Below are 15,189 nucleotides of genomic sequence, written 5' to 3'. Positions count from 1 at the left end.
GAACCGGATGGGATATTTAACAAGAGCGTAAACCGCCCTGAGTCGAGAGAGTCTCAGGGCGTTTGGGGTTTAATTAAGGTGGCTAACGTCCCAGTCTATACAGACGGGCGACATTGACCGCGCAGCTATAGAGGTTATGGCTGGCGCTGGCCAGCACCTCCTCGAGCGGCAAGGCCCTGGGGGTCACGGAAAACAGGGCGTCTATACCGTGGTTCAGCAGCACATTTGCATCCTCGCTGACGCAGCCGGCGATGGCGATCACTGGTATCCCCTGCTTGTTGGCCTCCCGGGTAACGCCCATGGGGGTCTTGCCATGCAAGGTCTGGCTGTCGAGGCGGCCTTCGCCCGTGATGACGAGATCCGCCCCCTTAAGATGTTCGCTCAGCCTGACCGTCTCCATGACGATATCTATGCCGGGCCTGAGCTTGGCGCCCAGATAGGCGAGCATAGCAAAGCCCATACCGCCGGCGGCCCCGGCGCCAGGCATGTCGCGGCACTCCTTTAGGCCAGCAGAGCTGGTGACATCGGCGAAGTGGCTAAGTGCCTTGTCTAATCTGGCAACCATGATCTCATCGGCGCCTTTCTGTGGCCCGAAGATGGCCGAGGCCCCCTTGTCGCCACACAGTGGATTATCTACATCGCAGGCGACCTCAATTGCTACCTGGGCAAGCCGTGGATGCAGCTCGCCGATATCGACGCTGGTGAGGTGCTCAAGCGCCGCGCCGCCAGGTCTTAGGGGCTTGCCGTCATTGTCCAGTAGGTGCGCGCCCAGGGCTTGTAGCATGCCGGCGCCGCCGTCGTTGGTGGCGCTGCCGCCAAGGCCGAGGATCAGATGGTTGACGCCACTGTTGAGGGCATGACAGATAAGCTCGCCCGTGCCATAGCTGGTGGTGACTAAAGGGTCGCGCAAGAGACTTGGCACATGGTGCAGCCCAGAGGCCGAGGCCATCTCAATCACGGCGGTGCGCTGCCCGAGGACTTCCTGACCCAGCAGACCATAGTGGGCATCCACCTGACTGCCCAGGGGGCCTGTGACCTTAAGTGTAACCAGCTTGCCGCCGGTGGCATCCACCATAGATTGCACCGTGCCTTCGCCGCCGTCGGCGACCGGCAACTTGATATATTCGGCGTCGGGAAGCACCTCACAAAACCCCCGGGCTATCTCGGTGGCGACTTCCATGGCGCTCAAACTTTCTTTATATGAATCGGGCGCGATGACTATTTTCATGCAGGCTTCCTGTGTGAAGAGGGGTTAATACCAATCGTAGTAAATAACTGATCATTCTAGCTTGTTAAAACGTCCGATAACGGCGTCATTATTTTTGATTGTAGAATAGCTACTTATCGAAAAATCCTGTCTTGTTCTCGAATGTTTTTCCTGCGCTATCTCTGCTCACTTACTTACCGTGATTGGTATAGTGTTTTACAAAATCTGAAAAAAATCAGCTGGGTTGTCCGGCGCCCAGGCTGTGCCCGTTGGCGCCGGTCTGATTAGCTTAGAGTAGGACGAGACTCAGCAGGTAGACAAGGATCATGGCGGTCACACCTTGGATTAGGGTCGCCATGGTTTGGGCCTTGTAGGCCTGCTTCACGCTCATGCGGCTAAACTGAGTCACCACCCAGAAGAAGCTGTCGTTGGCGTGTGAGACTGTCATGGCGCCGGCGCCAATGGCCATCACGGTCAGCACACGGCCCATGTCGCTGGCAAGGCCGATATCGCCCAACATGGGGGCGACCAGAGCGGAGGTGGCCACCAGGGCAACGGTCGATGAGCCCTGGGCCGATTTCAGCGCCGCGGCGACGATAAAGGGCATGAAGATACCTATGCCCAGCGCCGAGAGCGAGCTGCCGAGGAAGTTGCCAATCTCAGTGGCCTTGAGCACGGCGCCGAAGGCACCGCCGGCACCCGTGATCAGCAAGATAGGCGCGGCGACAACTAGGCCGTGGCTGATGCGCTCGCTGAACTCTTTGATCTTATCCTGACTCTTGAGCAGGCTCAGTGACAGGAATAGACCTATCATCAGGGCGTTTACCGGTTGACCCAGGAAGGCCAGGGTATCGAACAGGGCACCATCACCCAGTGGCTGTGAGGGGAACTTGGCAATGGAGCCCAGGCAGATGAGCAAGATTGGCACGAAGATAGGAGCAAACGCCTTGGCCGGACTGGGTAACTCGCCGTAGGCGGCCTTGAGGTTTTCAAAATCTTCTACATTGCTCTTTAGCTCCTCGGCGCCTTCACCGTCGGGCTCGACATGAGCGAATCGGTTGGCCCATAACATGCCTGCCAGGGCAGCGACGGCCGCGACGAAGATACCCACGCCTATGACCAGCCCGAGGTTTGACTCCAGCCCCAGGTTACCGGCGGCGGCAATCGGGCCGGGCGTTGGTGGCACGAAGGTGTGGGTAGCATATAGGCCGGTAGCTAATGCGACGCTCATGGAGACGCTGGAGACCTTCATGCGATTGGCCATGGACTGCTTGAGCGAATTGAGGATCACGAAGCCCGAGTCACAAAATACCGGGATGGAGACCAGATAGCCGATGATCGACATGGTCAGGGTCGGGAAGCGTTTTCCCAGCACCTTAATCACCACATCGGCCATGGTGATGGCCGCGCCGCTCTTCTCCAATATGGTACCTATGATGGTACCCAGCACGATAACCAGGCCGATATAGCCCAGGATACCGCCGAAGCCGGAGGTGATGGTTTTGGCCACATCGGCGCTGGGTAGCCCGTAGGCAAAGGCGGCGATGAAAGAGGCGAGAATGAGGGTTAGGAAGGGGTGAAGCTTAAATTTGGATGTCGCGATAACGATGAAGGCTATCACGGCGATCAAGATCAGTACTAGGCTCATAGGGTGTCCCTGTATTGGGTTATATTTATTGGCTGTGATCTGTTGGTTTGATCTAGCGATGACCCGTTAACTCGCTCCTAGCGCGGGAGCAAAGGGTTTTCAGGCTGGCACTATTATCCGGAGAATAGGACAATCTGGCTTCGTGCCAGCCTCCTAATATTTTGCTTATGCAGAACTGATATTTGTGCGCTTGCACTAATATCGGTTAAGGGGTAGGAATAAAGTCGGTCTAGATCACAAAATGGCCGACTGGGCTTGTTCGATTAGGCGGTTAATTTAGCGTCGTTGGCCGATTGCCAACAGGCCTCGCCGCGACAAGCGCTGCCGAAGGCTTGAAATAGTTTGATGGAATCTGGGTTGTCGTTGGCTTGCCATTCGGGATGCCATTGTACGCCGAGGATAAACTGGCCATAGTCTGGGCCATGTATCGCCTCGATAAGGCCATCCTCGCCATAGGCGAGGGCCTCTAGCCCCTTGCCAAGGGTACAGATCCCCTGGCCGTGGAGGGAGTTGACCATTGTCTTGTCACCAATCAGCTTGGCCAGCCAGCTACCGGGTACCGTCTCGATGGCGTGTCTCGGCCCATATTGAACATGGTTGGGGGTTTGTGGATCTTCGCGGTGATCATCGAAACCGGGCTCACTATAGACCTTCTGATACAGGGTGCCACCCAGTGCGATATTGAGCTCCTGCATGCCACGGCAGATCCCTAAGATAGGCAACTTGCGCTTGAGGGCGCCGGCTATGATGGCCAGATCGACGGCGTCGCGATTTACATCTTGGCTTTTTTCCGGGGTGAGGTTTTCCTGGCCATAGAGGCTGGGGTCGATATTGGAGCCCGCGCCCGAGAGATAGACGCCATCGACCATATCCAGGTAGCGGTCCACATCTTCTGTGCCGAAACAGGTGGGCATCAGCAGCGGGATGGCCCCGGCGATCTCCACAATCGGCTGCATATATTTGTGGGTCATCACCTGGTAGGGATGCTGGTTCCTGTCTTGCTGACCCATGGTCATCAAGATAATTGGTTTGGATTTCTTAGCACTTGTAGTATGTGTTATTGGCATAGATCACCCGTTTGGTCGATTTGTATGTCACCCGATGCGTGACGTCTGTGTAGCCTCATGTGGCCGCTACTGGCCCTAGCTATCGTCTTTCTTAAGGATAGCAAAATGTGAAAAAGCACATTTGTTGACCACCAGTCTGCCAATCAGTGTTCATTATGTCAAACGTTTTGAACGTAATTAATTACGCTTTTAGGGAGGTTGGAGGAGTTGGATTTTTACCGATTGCGCAATTGGTGAGGCATATAGGTATGCTGGGGTGATACCTAGGTTTGAGTGGGACCTAGGCTTGAGTGTGGGTGATACTTTGGCCTGAGTGAGAGCTTGGCCAGAGAGGGTTAGCCTGTGGGTCAAGCGGCTAGGTGTGACGCTGCTAGACTTAAGGTAATCATTTATCCTTTAACAAGGAGAGCCGTTATGAGTTACAAGCATATCTTGGTTGCGGTCGATCTGTCTGAGTCTAGCCAATCCGTGATAGACAAGGCCGTTTCACTGGCGAAAGCTGGTAATAGCAAGGTTTCATTTGTCTTCGTCGATGTCGACAGCGTGGCGATCACCCTACAGGAAGAAATTGAACTGCAGGAGAAGTTGCAAATTTTAGCAACCCTAAGTGATTACCCCATCGCTGAAACCTTAGTGGTGATAGGCGACCTGCATATGAAACTGGCGGGGATTGCCAAGGAACACAATATCGATCTGCTGGTTTGCGGCCACCATCATAAGTTCTCAAGTAACCTGTTTTCCTCTTTGCCCAAGGTGGCCAATGCCGTCGAGGCCGATCTTCTAGTGGTGTATCTAGATCACTAGCCCTGGTCTGTTTAACGGGGTGGGCTTTTTCGTCTGTGCGGCGATTTTTTGAAAACACTTTTTTGGCACGGCGAGTAGAGCAAAGCTTCGGGCCTACAGTCCATACTCATGGATATAGAACTGTCAGTTAAGCTGGGATGTTATTCGAACACATCCCAGTGGGTTCTCCTGTAAGGGAACAGCCATTGCCGTTTTGGTAAGTTGTTGTTTTATAGCGATTTGCGTGCCTTTTGGTGCGATCGGGGTAGGCGCAAGAAACAACCATTAACTTCCAAGGTCCACGGGCTAACTATCTTAGATCTGTTTCTTTGAGGCTTGCTCGTTTGTTACTGTCGGGGCGTATCGGTTTTGTTATCCGTGATATAAGTATTTAGTATGGTGAGCCAGCTCTGTGAGATGGCAGCATACTCCTCGATGCATAACTCGGCCCTCTCTTCCCCCAGCAATCCTTCTTTCACTATGGCAGCATATTTGTCAGGATCACTGCCGTATATGTGACATAGGGTGCTGAAATATCTCTGATCGTCTAAGCTATGCTCATCCCAAAAGTCTTCATCTTCAAGGACGTTTCTGTCATCACTTTCCAGATCAAATAGATCGGCCGAACTTAGCGCAATTTCCTGACCATCATCGAAAAACTCGATCAGTAGCGTAGTCGCGAGTGTATCGGCGGCATCTTCCTCTTTTCCCAGCACTGGCAGCTGGTACATGTATATCAGGGCATGGGCCAACTCATGAAATATGGTATGTAGCAAGGCGTCTTCTGTGGCCTGCTTAGGAGTAACACCCGTCTTATCATAGTTTGCCTGCTCGAATCTGTGCCTAACCTCATCAATGAAAGTGTAGGGAATCATGATGCTATTGCGCTGTGCATCAAACAGTGGACCATCATTTCCACCAAAGGAAAGGACGACAGCTTGATTAAGCTTGAAGTGTTCATTGATAAACAGCACCGCAGTGTCAACGGTCCCCGAGGCAATGAGTTCGTCTCTTACTGTCTTTTGCGTGATATCGCCAGGATGCTTGTACTCGAGGCGCGCACCAACCTCGCCGTAGGCAGAATTGGCCATGATGCAAGCACTCACGACAGCAAGCATTATAGATTTTATGATATTCACCTTTATTCCTTGTTAGGTAAAACGCCTAAATTGGCGCGCCGGAGGCGCGAATTTGTTTTACTTGTTGCACCTATACTTTGCACCTTTACTCGTGCATAAGCCTAGATAGTTTTTATACATTGACGCTATTATTTGAGATCTGTTAATTCAGTCATGCACTTCTCTGTGGCAGTTTGGGCACAAAGCGTGGCTTTCTAGCCACTTAGCTAGACCTGATTCCTTTAGTCTTGCGAAACCCGGCCTCACTCTGCCAGACAGCGACTTAGATCAAAACAACTCTCCCCAATAAATCTTAAAATTGGCGTGAGCCATTAGGCTACTGTTAATGCTCCCGCTCCCATTGATGACTGAAATCGATAAAGCTTCTCAGCAGCGGGCTGAGGTATTTCTCCTTGTGGACCAGCAACCAGAAGCGGCGGCTCATGTTTAGTGGCAGTTTGAGTACCTTGACTCGGCCGTCACGAATTGCTGGTTCGGCAGACAGACGTGACAGGCAAGCCAGGCCGAGGCCGGCCGAGACCGAGTTGATCAGGGCCTCTGTGTTATTGAGCTGGAAGGCTTCATGCCATTGCTGAAGCCTCGGGGCAATCAGGCGCAGAAAGAATTCCCGTGAGCCCGAGCCAGGCTCGCGCAGGATCCAGGGACTGGCTTCCAGTTCCCTTAGCGGGATCTCGACATTAGCCGGCAGGGGATGATTCGGTGGACAGATCACACACATCTCATCTGCGCTGAAAGGGGTTGTGTCGAGTTCCGGGTGTTGAATCTTTCCTTCGATTAGCGCGATATCCAGTTCGTAGTCGACAAGCTTGTCGCAGATCTCGGCCGAGTTGGAGATAAACAGGCTTTGCCGCTCATGCCCGGTGTGACGACGAAAGTCACTCAGAAGATAGGGGGCCACCTGATTGCCCAGGGTATCGCTGGCGCCGATACGAAGTTGGCCACAGAGTGCTTGTGCATCGCTGAAGAGGTGTTCGATATCGCTGGCCCTGTTAAGGAGTTCATCGGCCAGGGGCTGTAGCTTGTGCCCCTCCTGATTGAGGATCAGGCGGTTGTTGACCCGATCGAACAGGTGGTGGCCGAGCTGCTTCTCCAGCTCAGCCAGCGCCATACTCACGGCGGCCTTAGAGAGATACAGGCTGTCCGCCGCCGCGGTTAGGGTCTTGTGTTGAGTGAGGGTGCTAAACACCTTCAGCTGTTTGAGTGAGATGTGACTGGCCATGGCTTGATGCTCGGGTGCTTATGTTTGGGGCTTATGTTTGGGCGTTAACGCTTAGGTATTAGCACTTAGGTATAAGTGCCTTTGCGTTTAGTTATTCTGAACGCTTGTTATAAATAATTAGATATAACGGAACAAAAGGCAAGCGTATTATTGCTGTAGAGAAACGAACCTGATTGAGATTGTTATGATTCAAAGAACGAAAAAGGCAGTAATGGGCGTACCCACACCTATGGCGGGCTTGGCGCTGGGCATCGCCAGTTTAGGCTGGTGCTGGGAAAACTTCGCCGAACTCAATGGTTATGGTCAGTGGGTTAGTGCAGGTATTGCCAGCGTTCTGCTCGCCATATTGACGATTAAGTTTTTCTTTCATAATCATCTGCTGAGACAGGACCTTGCCCATCCCGTGGTCGGCAGTGTCGTGCCGACATTTTCGATGGCGACCATGGTGGTATCCAACTCTCTGGGGCAATTTTATCCGCTAGCGGGCGATGGCCTGTGGTTAGCGGCTGTGGTATTACACATAGTCTTCCTGGTGAGCTTCATTTATCACAGGGCTAAGGATTTTGAGCTGCACCACATGGTACCCAGCTGGTTTGTGCCACCTGTTGGCATCATTGTTGCAGATGTCTCTTTTTCGGGCACGACAGTACTGGCTCCCATTGCACAGGGCGCGCTTATCTTCGGTATGCTGGCCTATGCGGTGATGCTGCCTTTGATGATCTATCGCTTGATGTTTACCCATGAGGTGCCGGATGCGGCAAAACCCACCATGGCCATTCTGGCGGCGCCGGCCAGTCTCTCGCTGGCAGGCTACCTAACGGTAACCGCCACGCCATCGCCTGTGACCATCGCCCTGCTGTTTGGTATCGCCGTGTTGATGACGGTCATTATCTACCTGGCGTTTTATAAACTCTTGAGACTGCCCTTTAGCCCTGGTTACGCGGCCTTTACCTTCCCCATGGTGATCGGCAGTACCGCACTGTTTAAGATGGCAAACTGGATGGCACTCGAGGGAATGCAGTCTCACTATGTACAGCAGGTGCGAAACCTGGCGGGACTCGAGCTCATGGTCGCGACTGTGGTGGTTTCTTATGTCGCACTGAAATATATCAATCACCTGGTGATACAGCCGCGCCTAGTGTCACATCCAGTTTAGTGTCACAACCTGTTTAGTGTCACAGCCCGTTTAGCGTCACATACGGATCGGTGGCACGGCTAGCTTAGTATGACGCCTGACTTAGTCTCACATCTAACTTAGTATCACCTCATGACTGATAGATATTACTGAGTCGGCCTTGCCGGCAAGGACGCCATCGCCTGATCTATTGTCCACCGCCTTAGCATACAAACTAAGGCTTCTTAACTGGCCTATAGGGCAAAAAAAGAGCTTAGCGGCATGACTTCACCGCCGTGAGCGCGTAAAATCCCCGCTTTCAGAACGGGCCTCCCATCTTCATTGGGCCAGCCGATAGCCGTATTTACTCAAAATGTCAGACACCATGTATTCAGCCCAGCAATGTTTCACCCCCTTTAGCACCTCGGTCGAGGGCATCACGTTGCCTGAGCGGTTTACCTTTCCTTTCTATTATGAGCCCCACGAGCTGTGTGTGTTGGCGGCGAATGAATTGCAAATGCATCTCGAGCATCAAGGGGAGTGGCAACACAACTTCGGCCTGACGGGGCAGCGCGAGGGCGCCATAGGTAAGATGTTTGGCGTGTTGGTGGTGCAAAACCGCGAAGGCGAGCTTGGCTATCTTAAGGCCTTTTCCGGCAAATTAGCCGAGCAGAATCTACTGCCGGGCTTCGTGCCGCCTGTGTTCGACATGCTGACCCAGGATAGCTTCTTTCATGGCGAGCAGCAGGCCATCAATCGACTGACCGACAAGCTTGAGGCCTTACAGAATGCCCCAGCGCTGGTGACGCTAGAGGCTGAGCTTAAGGGACTCAACGGCGCCAAAGAGCAGGCCGTGGCCGCGCTGAGGGCAGAGATCATCGAGAATCGCAAGTCGCGCAAGGCCAGACGTCAGGCGGGGCAAGGGCTCGATGCCCAGGCCTTCGAGGTCCTGCAGCAACAGCTTGGCCGGGAGAGCGTGGCCGAGAAGCATAGACTCAGACAGCTAAATCTTGAGTGGGATGACCAGATCGCCGCGCGCGAGACCCGGCTGAGTGAGTTACGCGATGAGATTGAGGCCCTAAAACAGCAACGTGCCAGCCAGTCGAGCGCGTTGCAGCGTAGATTGTTTGCCCAGTATCAGTTCTTGAATCAGGCTGGCGAGATTAAGGATCTCAACAGCCTGTTTAGCGCCTCGCCTAGGGGGCTGCCACCTGCCGGAGCCGGGGAGTGCGCCGCCCCCAAACTGCTGCAGTTTGCCTTCGAAAACGGCCTTAAACCCATTGCCATGGCTGAATTCTGGTGGGGAGCCTCGCCCAAGTCCGAGGTGAAACAACACAAGCAGTTCTATGGTGCCTGCCACGGCAAGTGTGAGCCGATTTTGGCCCATATGCTGAGCGGTATGGCGCTGGATGACAACCCACTGCTTAATAATCCGGCCGAGGGTAAAGCGCTCTCTATCATATACCAGGATGAGGCGATCGCCGTGGTCAACAAGCCGGCGGAGTTTCTCTCTGTACCGGGCAAGCATGTGACCGACAGCGTTTATAGTCGCATGCGCCAGGCCTTTCCCAAGGCGACCGGGCCGCTGATTGTGCACCGGCTGGATATGTCCACCTCTGGTCTGATGGTGATAGCCCTGAGCAGTGAGGCCAACACCGCACTGGTGCAGCAGTTTATCGGCCGCACGGTGGAGAAGCGTTATCTTGCTAAGGTGGTCGGTGAGGTTCAGGGGGATGAGGGCGAGATCAAGCTGCCGCTGCGGGTGGATCTCGATGACAGGCCGCGTCAGCTGGTGTGTTTCGAGCATGGAAAACACGCCCATACCTATTGGGAGGTAAAATCCAGAGCCGAGGGGACGACTTTGCTGTCGCTGTTTCCCAAGACGGGGCGTACCCATCAGCTCAGGGTGCACTGCGCCCATCAGCATGGCTTAGGGATGCCCATCATAGGGGACGATCTCTACGGGGCTAAGGCGAATCGCCTGCACCTGCACGCCCAGTATCTGGCTTTTAACCATCCCATCAGCGGCGAGCGGGTGAGCTTTAGTTGCGATCCCGACTTCTAGGGCCTGTTGATCTTTGCCGTTTGTTTTTGCAGCAGTTTGAAGGCGATTTATACAAGGCAGAGCCTGTGTCGTGTAGTATCCTACACAAATTGGCGATAACGCCGTAGAAATGGCCTACAAACGATGCCCAACGGGTTCATCTAAACGCGTGCTGCACTTTATGAAAGGCTTCCTGTGCCTTTCACCGCAGGCGGTCAGCTACGCTGTTAGAAATCGTTCCAGACGATTTCTTTGTTGTTCGCCATTCACATAGAGTAACTATCACATAGAGTAACTATCACATAGAGTAACTATGCTTCATGGCTCTCGCCTCGTGCAAAACGCGTTTAGATTGAACAAAAATTAAACTTGAAAGATCAACAGGCCCTAGGGTTCCTCTTGGCCGCGGCTCAGCAGCACCTGACCCAGGTAGAGCTGTAACAGACCATCGAGTTTGTGAATATTCACTTGAGTGATTTGCGCTATCTTATCCAGGCGATACCTTAGGGTATTGCGATGGATAAACAGTGCCTTGGCACAGGCCTGCTGATCGCCAAAATGTCCCAGATAGCTTGCCAGTGTCCTGCGCAGCAGGGCGTTTTTATCCTTGTCGATGAGGCGCTGAAAGGGCCTGAGCAGCTGCTCGCCGCGCCAGTCATGCTTGAGACCGGAGAGCATCACCAACAGGGCATGGTCTTCATAGAGGTATTTGCTTCGCTCGGGTTGCAGCTGCTGGCCGAAATTCAGGGTCTCCAGTGCCGTCTGATAGGAGCGGTTTATGTCCATGGTGTTGGGGAAGTAGTGCCCCAGGGCGATCTTCAGTCGGGCGCTCAGCTCACTAGGCAGACGCTTTAGCAGGCGGTCGATGCGCAGGCTCTCGGCTTCGGCGCTCCAGGCCTTGCCGTCAAGGAAGGCGGGTTTGAGGATCACCAGCTCCGTCATCGAAGTCATGGCGATCAGGTTGCCCCGGGAGGGGGTCTCCAGCAGGTGCAGAACAGTCTTGAGCTGAGAGTTGGCCAGCTCGTCACCGCCATCGTCGTTGATGCGCAGCACGGCCGCGACCCTGGGCAGCTCGAGATCGATATCCAGACGCTTGGCCCAGATCTTAAGGTGGTTGAGATCCCGTCCCTCGGGTTTTATCAGCTGCAGGATAAACTCCTCCTGCTGACGGGCACGCCACTGAGCTACATCCAGGGAATTGGCCTGCTCGACGATCATCTCGGCGGTCATCTTCAACAGCTCACCGAAGGCCATCAGTTGTTCAGGCTCACCCGTGATGCCGATAACACCGATGATCTCCCCTTGATAGTGCAGCGGCAGGTTGATGCCGGGCTTGACCCCCTGCAGGCTGGCTGCACTGGCGCTGTTGAGCGCGACGGTGCGGTTCTGGCTGATGGCCAGCAGGGCACCTTCGTGGGTGGAGCCGATACGGTGAGGCTCACCGGAGCCGAGGATCACCCCCTGGCTGTTCATCACATTGATGTTGTGGCCGATGATCGCCATGGTGCGATCCACTATCTGTTGGGCGAGTTGATTGTCGAGAAAGTACAAGGCGCTGGGTCGGCAAAGGGTTGTGGCTTGAGCTTACGACAAAAGCCCGATGGGCAAAAGTCTTGGAGGGCGCTTTTGCGAGATGGCGAATAATACCAATCAAAGTAAGTATGTGATCAGAAAAAGCGCAGGAAAAACGCTTGAGGATAAAGCAGAATTTTTAGCTAAGTTGTTATTCTAAAATTGAAAATACTAATGCAGTTGGCGAGCGTTTTAACAAGCTAGCATGATCAATTATTTATTACGATTGGTATAACCATGAAGCATAAAAAAACCCGCGACAGGCGCGGGTTTTTAGCTGGGCTATTCCCGACTAGAGCTTGTAGCTCATGCTCAGCATGATCAGGTGGGCATTGTAGTCATGGCTGTTGTAACCAAAGCCGACCACGTTCCAGATCCCGTCTGGGTTTATGCTGTTACCTGGGTCATTGTCCTCATATTTTTCCATCTTGTAGTCAAGACGCAGTGCCATCTTGTTGCTGGCCTGATATTGGCCGTAGACATTGATGTTATGGACCTTGGCGTAGTAATCACCATAGTCGCCGGTGAGACCCTGCTGTACCTGGGTGTTGCTGCTTGAATCTGAGTAGGTGTAGTCCACGCCCAGGCGCAGTTTCTTCTCTAACAGATTGTTGTAGCTAAACCCGGCACCGATCACATCGACCTGATCTTCTACCAGACCATACCAGTTAGGCGCGCCGAAGTTGGTGCTGCCTGCCTGCTCTGAGTCGATGTTTTGACGATTGTAGAAGGCATTCACCATCATGTCGTCGTTGATCAGGTAGCTGGCGTTGATGTCATAGCTGACATCTTTCGACTCGGTCAGACCGATTTGGGTCTCGTTGTAGTCGTCCAGGGCATAACGGCCGCCGAAGTCGATAGTCAGTGCATCGATTGGCGTGTGGCTGATACGTGCCTCGACCATGGTGCGCTTACGATCCGCCAGATTGTACTTGCGCAGCAGGCTGTTTGACTCGCTTGAGGTCCACTCGGAGGCCTGGTACGTAGAGCCATCGCGCTCGCCATAGCTACCCTTGATCCACATATCCCAGTTGTCAAACGCGCTCATGTGGAACTTGGCCCATAGCGTGTTTTCATCTGTGGTTTCGCGGTCTTGATAGCTACGCTCGTCGCGGCGGAAGTCGTAACCTGCATCCAGCTTCATGCCTCGGCTCAGGCGGAAGTCTGCGCCCACTTTAGCCCGCTGTGACGTGAAGTCATAAGGGGTGTTGTAGGCGACCTTGCCTGTGGTGGAGTTGATGCTGATCTGGGTCCACTCGTCCACATTGGTCTTGTTATCGCGGTCGCTATAGTCATAGCTGGCGTTAAGGCGAACCGTGCGGTTGAGTCGAGACACGACCTTAAGGTTAGCGCCCTTCATGTCGACCTTGGCATCCACGGCCTCGACCGGCGTGGTGTAAACATAACCTGAGGTCACCAGCGCCTGATCCTGGCTCATCTGGCCATAATGCACGCGGCCGCTCATGATGGTGCTGCCTGCCGTGTATTGGCCCATCAGCGAGACTGTGTGTGCCTCGTTGTCTGGGTCTAAGGCCATGGTGCCCTGAGTCTGGGCGCCGAAGGTTGGATTGAAGGCGTTGTCGAAGGTGAGCTGGCTGTACTCATTCTTAAAGCTCGAGCCTGAGTAGGCCAGGGCGGTAAACCAGTTGTCGCCCTTGAGCTTGATGCCTGCCTCAACCGTGTCTGTGGTGTAGTCCACAGGCTCTGCCAGCATCATAGACTGATTGAAGAAACTGCCCGATGCCTGCTTGAGGCCGGTCTTGTCTTCACGCTGGTAGTTGACGTAGGTGCTCCACAGCTCTTCGCCCTGATACTCGAAGCCGATGCCAGCGCGCTTGCGCTTGAGCGACAGCTCCAGTGGGTTGAGGCTGCTGTAAAGCTCGCTCATCTCCTGGCTTGACCCTGCGGTTTGCCAGTTGTCGGGCAGCGTCAGGTTATCCCCGCCCACGCCCTGATAAGGGCTCATCGCCTTGTCTGTCTTGTAGGTGGCTATCTGACGGTAGTTGAGGCTTAGCTTGTGCTGTCCCACCTTGCCGGACTCGAGATCTAGGCGGCCGTTTTCCATGCCGAGGTTTTGCGCCTCTATGCTGGCACGGTAGCCCGATTCGCTGATGTAGCTCACATCGGCGTCGACCTTACCGACAAATTCATTTTCGGCGGCAAAGGCGTTGGCCGAGCGGATGTCGTCGCTGTCGTTGTACCCAACGCCGATACCAACGGTGCCGTTGACGCCGGTCTCAATCTTACAGCGCTTACAGGCCCACTTGTCGAACTTCACCTTTTCCGTGTTGGCGTTTTGAATGCCATAGCCTTCGGCCATTGCCATGCCGGGAATCGCGATGCCGACATTAGCGATAAGGGCGAGGGTGACTACATTGAGTTTGAATTTCATCTTCTCGTCTCCTTAGCGCTGGAACAATTTGCCAGATGGATGGTTAGAACCATGGATCTGGTTATGACAGTTCAGGCAGCTGCGGCCACCGGTAAAGGCATTGCCACCCACGGTTGAACCTTGGTCAGTGTTGCCCAGGTAAGCATTGCTGGCATGGCCATCACTAGCGTGGCACTGCTGACAAAGTTGTGGGGCGCGGGTCTTCAACATGCCCTCATTAACACTGCCGTGCGGGTTGTGGCAGGTGACGCAGTTTTCAGTAACGGGAGCATGTTCCCATAGCTTTGGGCCGCGTTTTTCTGCGTGGCACGAATAGCAGGTATCGTTAACGCTGGGCTTGACCAGGTCCGAGTCCGACAGGGTACCGTGTGGATTGTGGCAATCGCTACAGACCATCTGCGCCCACTTCATTGGGTGAGAAGAGCGCTTGTTCATGTCGGCTTTTTGCTTGGTGTGACAGCTGGTACAGACTTCCATCTCGGTGTTCTTAGAGAGCACTGGATCTTTATCTGTGTGCACAGAGTGACAAGAGGCACAGGCCACATCGGCGTTGTCATGGTGACCACCATTCCAGGCTATACGCTTGTCATCTTTGTGACAGCTCATACAGACGCTGTTTTGCTTCTCGGCAGACAGGCTAGAGTCGGGACCGAAGGCGATCATCGGCTCTTTACCGCCGCGGTTATGCTTACCCATAGGGCCGTGGCAGGCTTCACATTGTAGGCCGGCCATCGGGCTTTTGCTGGAGTCTGCAGCGCCGTGTACGCCCTTAAACAGGTCCATGACCTTTTCAGACTTGCCGTGACACATGAGGCAAGAGTCGGCGCCTTTAGGCGAGTATTGGCCTTCGGCAAACTTCTTGTCCAGGGTGGCTTCCACCTCGTCCGGGGTCATGTTGGCATCCCACTTGGACGCAACCGCGCCCTGGCTTATGCCCAGCGACAGCAGGGCCGCTGCCATCACCGCCGGAATCAGGCTTTTGAATTGATTTGTGATTTTCATAA

General features: G+C 54.0%; 11 protein-coding genes. 3 read left to right on the top strand and 8 right to left on the bottom strand.

The window, feature by feature from the left end:
- Positions 1-82 precede the first annotated feature (82 nt).
- The 3 genes from L1D43_RS10425 to L1D43_RS10415 form a co-directional block, all read right to left on the bottom strand.
- Positions 83-1,228, bottom strand: a complete 1,146-nt coding sequence (locus L1D43_RS10425) for a glycerate kinase (protein ID WP_239851424.1) — start codon at positions 1,226-1,228, stop codon at positions 83-85.
- Between the two features lie 268 nt (positions 1,229-1,496).
- Positions 1,497-2,855: a GntP family permease gene (locus L1D43_RS10420; RefSeq protein WP_239851422.1), complete on the bottom strand. Its 1,359-nt coding sequence runs from the start codon at positions 2,853-2,855 to the stop codon at positions 1,497-1,499.
- A 263-nt stretch (positions 2,856-3,118) separates the two neighbouring features.
- Positions 3,119-3,922, bottom strand: coding sequence for a gamma-glutamyl-gamma-aminobutyrate hydrolase family protein (locus L1D43_RS10415; RefSeq protein ID WP_239851420.1), 804 nt, complete (start codon positions 3,920-3,922; stop codon positions 3,119-3,121).
- A gap of 414 nt (positions 3,923-4,336) precedes the next feature.
- Here L1D43_RS10415 and L1D43_RS10410 point away from each other — a divergent pair, with 414 nt between their 5' ends.
- Positions 4,337-4,726 (top strand): universal stress protein, encoded by a 390-nt coding sequence (locus L1D43_RS10410; RefSeq protein ID WP_239851419.1) that lies wholly within the window; start codon positions 4,337-4,339, stop codon positions 4,724-4,726.
- A gap of 326 nt (positions 4,727-5,052) precedes the next feature.
- Here the strand turns inward: L1D43_RS10410 and L1D43_RS10405 are convergent, their stop codons facing one another.
- Positions 5,053-5,796, bottom strand: a complete 744-nt coding sequence (locus L1D43_RS10405) for a DUF4344 domain-containing metallopeptidase (protein ID WP_239851417.1) — start codon at positions 5,794-5,796, stop codon at positions 5,053-5,055.
- Positions 5,797-6,166: 370 nt separating this feature from the next.
- A complete protein-coding gene (locus tag L1D43_RS10400; protein WP_239851415.1) occupies positions 6,167-7,063 on the bottom strand; it encodes a LysR family transcriptional regulator in 897 nt (298 codons plus the stop codon).
- A 184-nt stretch (positions 7,064-7,247) separates the two neighbouring features.
- Here L1D43_RS10400 and L1D43_RS10395 point away from each other — a divergent pair, with 184 nt between their 5' ends.
- Positions 7,248-8,219, top strand: a complete 972-nt coding sequence (locus L1D43_RS10395) for a TDT family transporter (protein ID WP_239851413.1) — start codon at positions 7,248-7,250, stop codon at positions 8,217-8,219.
- Between the two features lie 343 nt (positions 8,220-8,562).
- Positions 8,563-10,242 (top strand): pseudouridine synthase, encoded by a 1,680-nt coding sequence (locus L1D43_RS10390; protein ID WP_239851411.1) that lies wholly within the window; start codon positions 8,563-8,565, stop codon positions 10,240-10,242.
- Between the two features lie 366 nt (positions 10,243-10,608).
- Here L1D43_RS10390 and L1D43_RS10385 read toward each other — a convergent pair whose 3' ends face one another.
- The 3 genes from L1D43_RS10385 to L1D43_RS10375 form a co-directional block, all read right to left on the bottom strand.
- On the bottom strand, positions 10,609-11,772 hold the full coding sequence (locus L1D43_RS10385) for a sugar diacid recognition domain-containing protein (RefSeq protein ID WP_239851409.1): 1,164 nt from the start codon (positions 11,770-11,772) through the stop codon (positions 10,609-10,611).
- A 313-nt stretch (positions 11,773-12,085) separates the two neighbouring features.
- Positions 12,086-14,185 (bottom strand): MtrB/PioB family decaheme-associated outer membrane protein, encoded by a 2,100-nt coding sequence (locus tag L1D43_RS10380; protein WP_239851407.1) that lies wholly within the window; start codon positions 14,183-14,185, stop codon positions 12,086-12,088.
- Positions 14,186-14,197: 12 nt separating this feature from the next.
- Positions 14,198-15,187: a DmsE family decaheme c-type cytochrome gene (locus tag L1D43_RS10375; RefSeq protein ID WP_239851405.1), complete on the bottom strand. Its 990-nt coding sequence runs from the start codon at positions 15,185-15,187 to the stop codon at positions 14,198-14,200.
- Positions 15,188-15,189 lie beyond the last annotated feature (2 nt).

Origin of the sequence: Shewanella sp. Isolate8 (assembly GCF_022398495.1) — a bacterium.
In the GTDB taxonomy this organism is placed as follows: Bacteria; Pseudomonadota; Gammaproteobacteria; order Enterobacterales; family Shewanellaceae; genus Shewanella; species Shewanella aquimarina.
Note: the sequence above shows the minus strand (reverse complement) of the source record. Positions and strands in the feature narration are given on the sequence as shown.

Coding starts and splice junctions, on each gene's coding strand:
- L1D43_RS10390 (WP_239851411.1), top strand. CDS start 8,563: ATGTATTCAGCCCAGCAATGTTTCACCCCCTTTAGCACCTCGGTCGAG.
- L1D43_RS10420 (WP_239851422.1), bottom strand. CDS start 2,855: ATGAGCCTAGTACTGATCTTGATCGCCGTGATAGCCTTCATCGTTATC.
- L1D43_RS10410 (WP_239851419.1), top strand. CDS start 4,337: ATGAGTTACAAGCATATCTTGGTTGCGGTCGATCTGTCTGAGTCTAGC.
- L1D43_RS10405 (WP_239851417.1), bottom strand. CDS start 5,796: ATGGCCAATTCTGCCTACGGCGAGGTTGGTGCGCGCCTCGAGTACAAG.
- L1D43_RS10400 (WP_239851415.1), bottom strand. CDS start 7,063: ATGGCCAGTCACATCTCACTCAAACAGCTGAAGGTGTTTAGCACCCTC.
- L1D43_RS10415 (WP_239851420.1), bottom strand. CDS start 3,922: ATGCCAATAACACATACTACAAGTGCTAAGAAATCCAAACCAATTATC.
- L1D43_RS10395 (WP_239851413.1), top strand. CDS start 7,248: ATGATTCAAAGAACGAAAAAGGCAGTAATGGGCGTACCCACACCTATG.
- L1D43_RS10425 (WP_239851424.1), bottom strand. CDS start 1,228: ATGAAAATAGTCATCGCGCCCGATTCATATAAAGAAAGTTTGAGCGCC.
- L1D43_RS10375 (WP_239851405.1), bottom strand. CDS start 15,187: ATGAAAATCACAAATCAATTCAAAAGCCTGATTCCGGCGGTGATGGCA.
- L1D43_RS10380 (WP_239851407.1), bottom strand. CDS start 14,185: ATGAAATTCAAACTCAATGTAGTCACCCTCGCCCTTATCGCTAATGTC.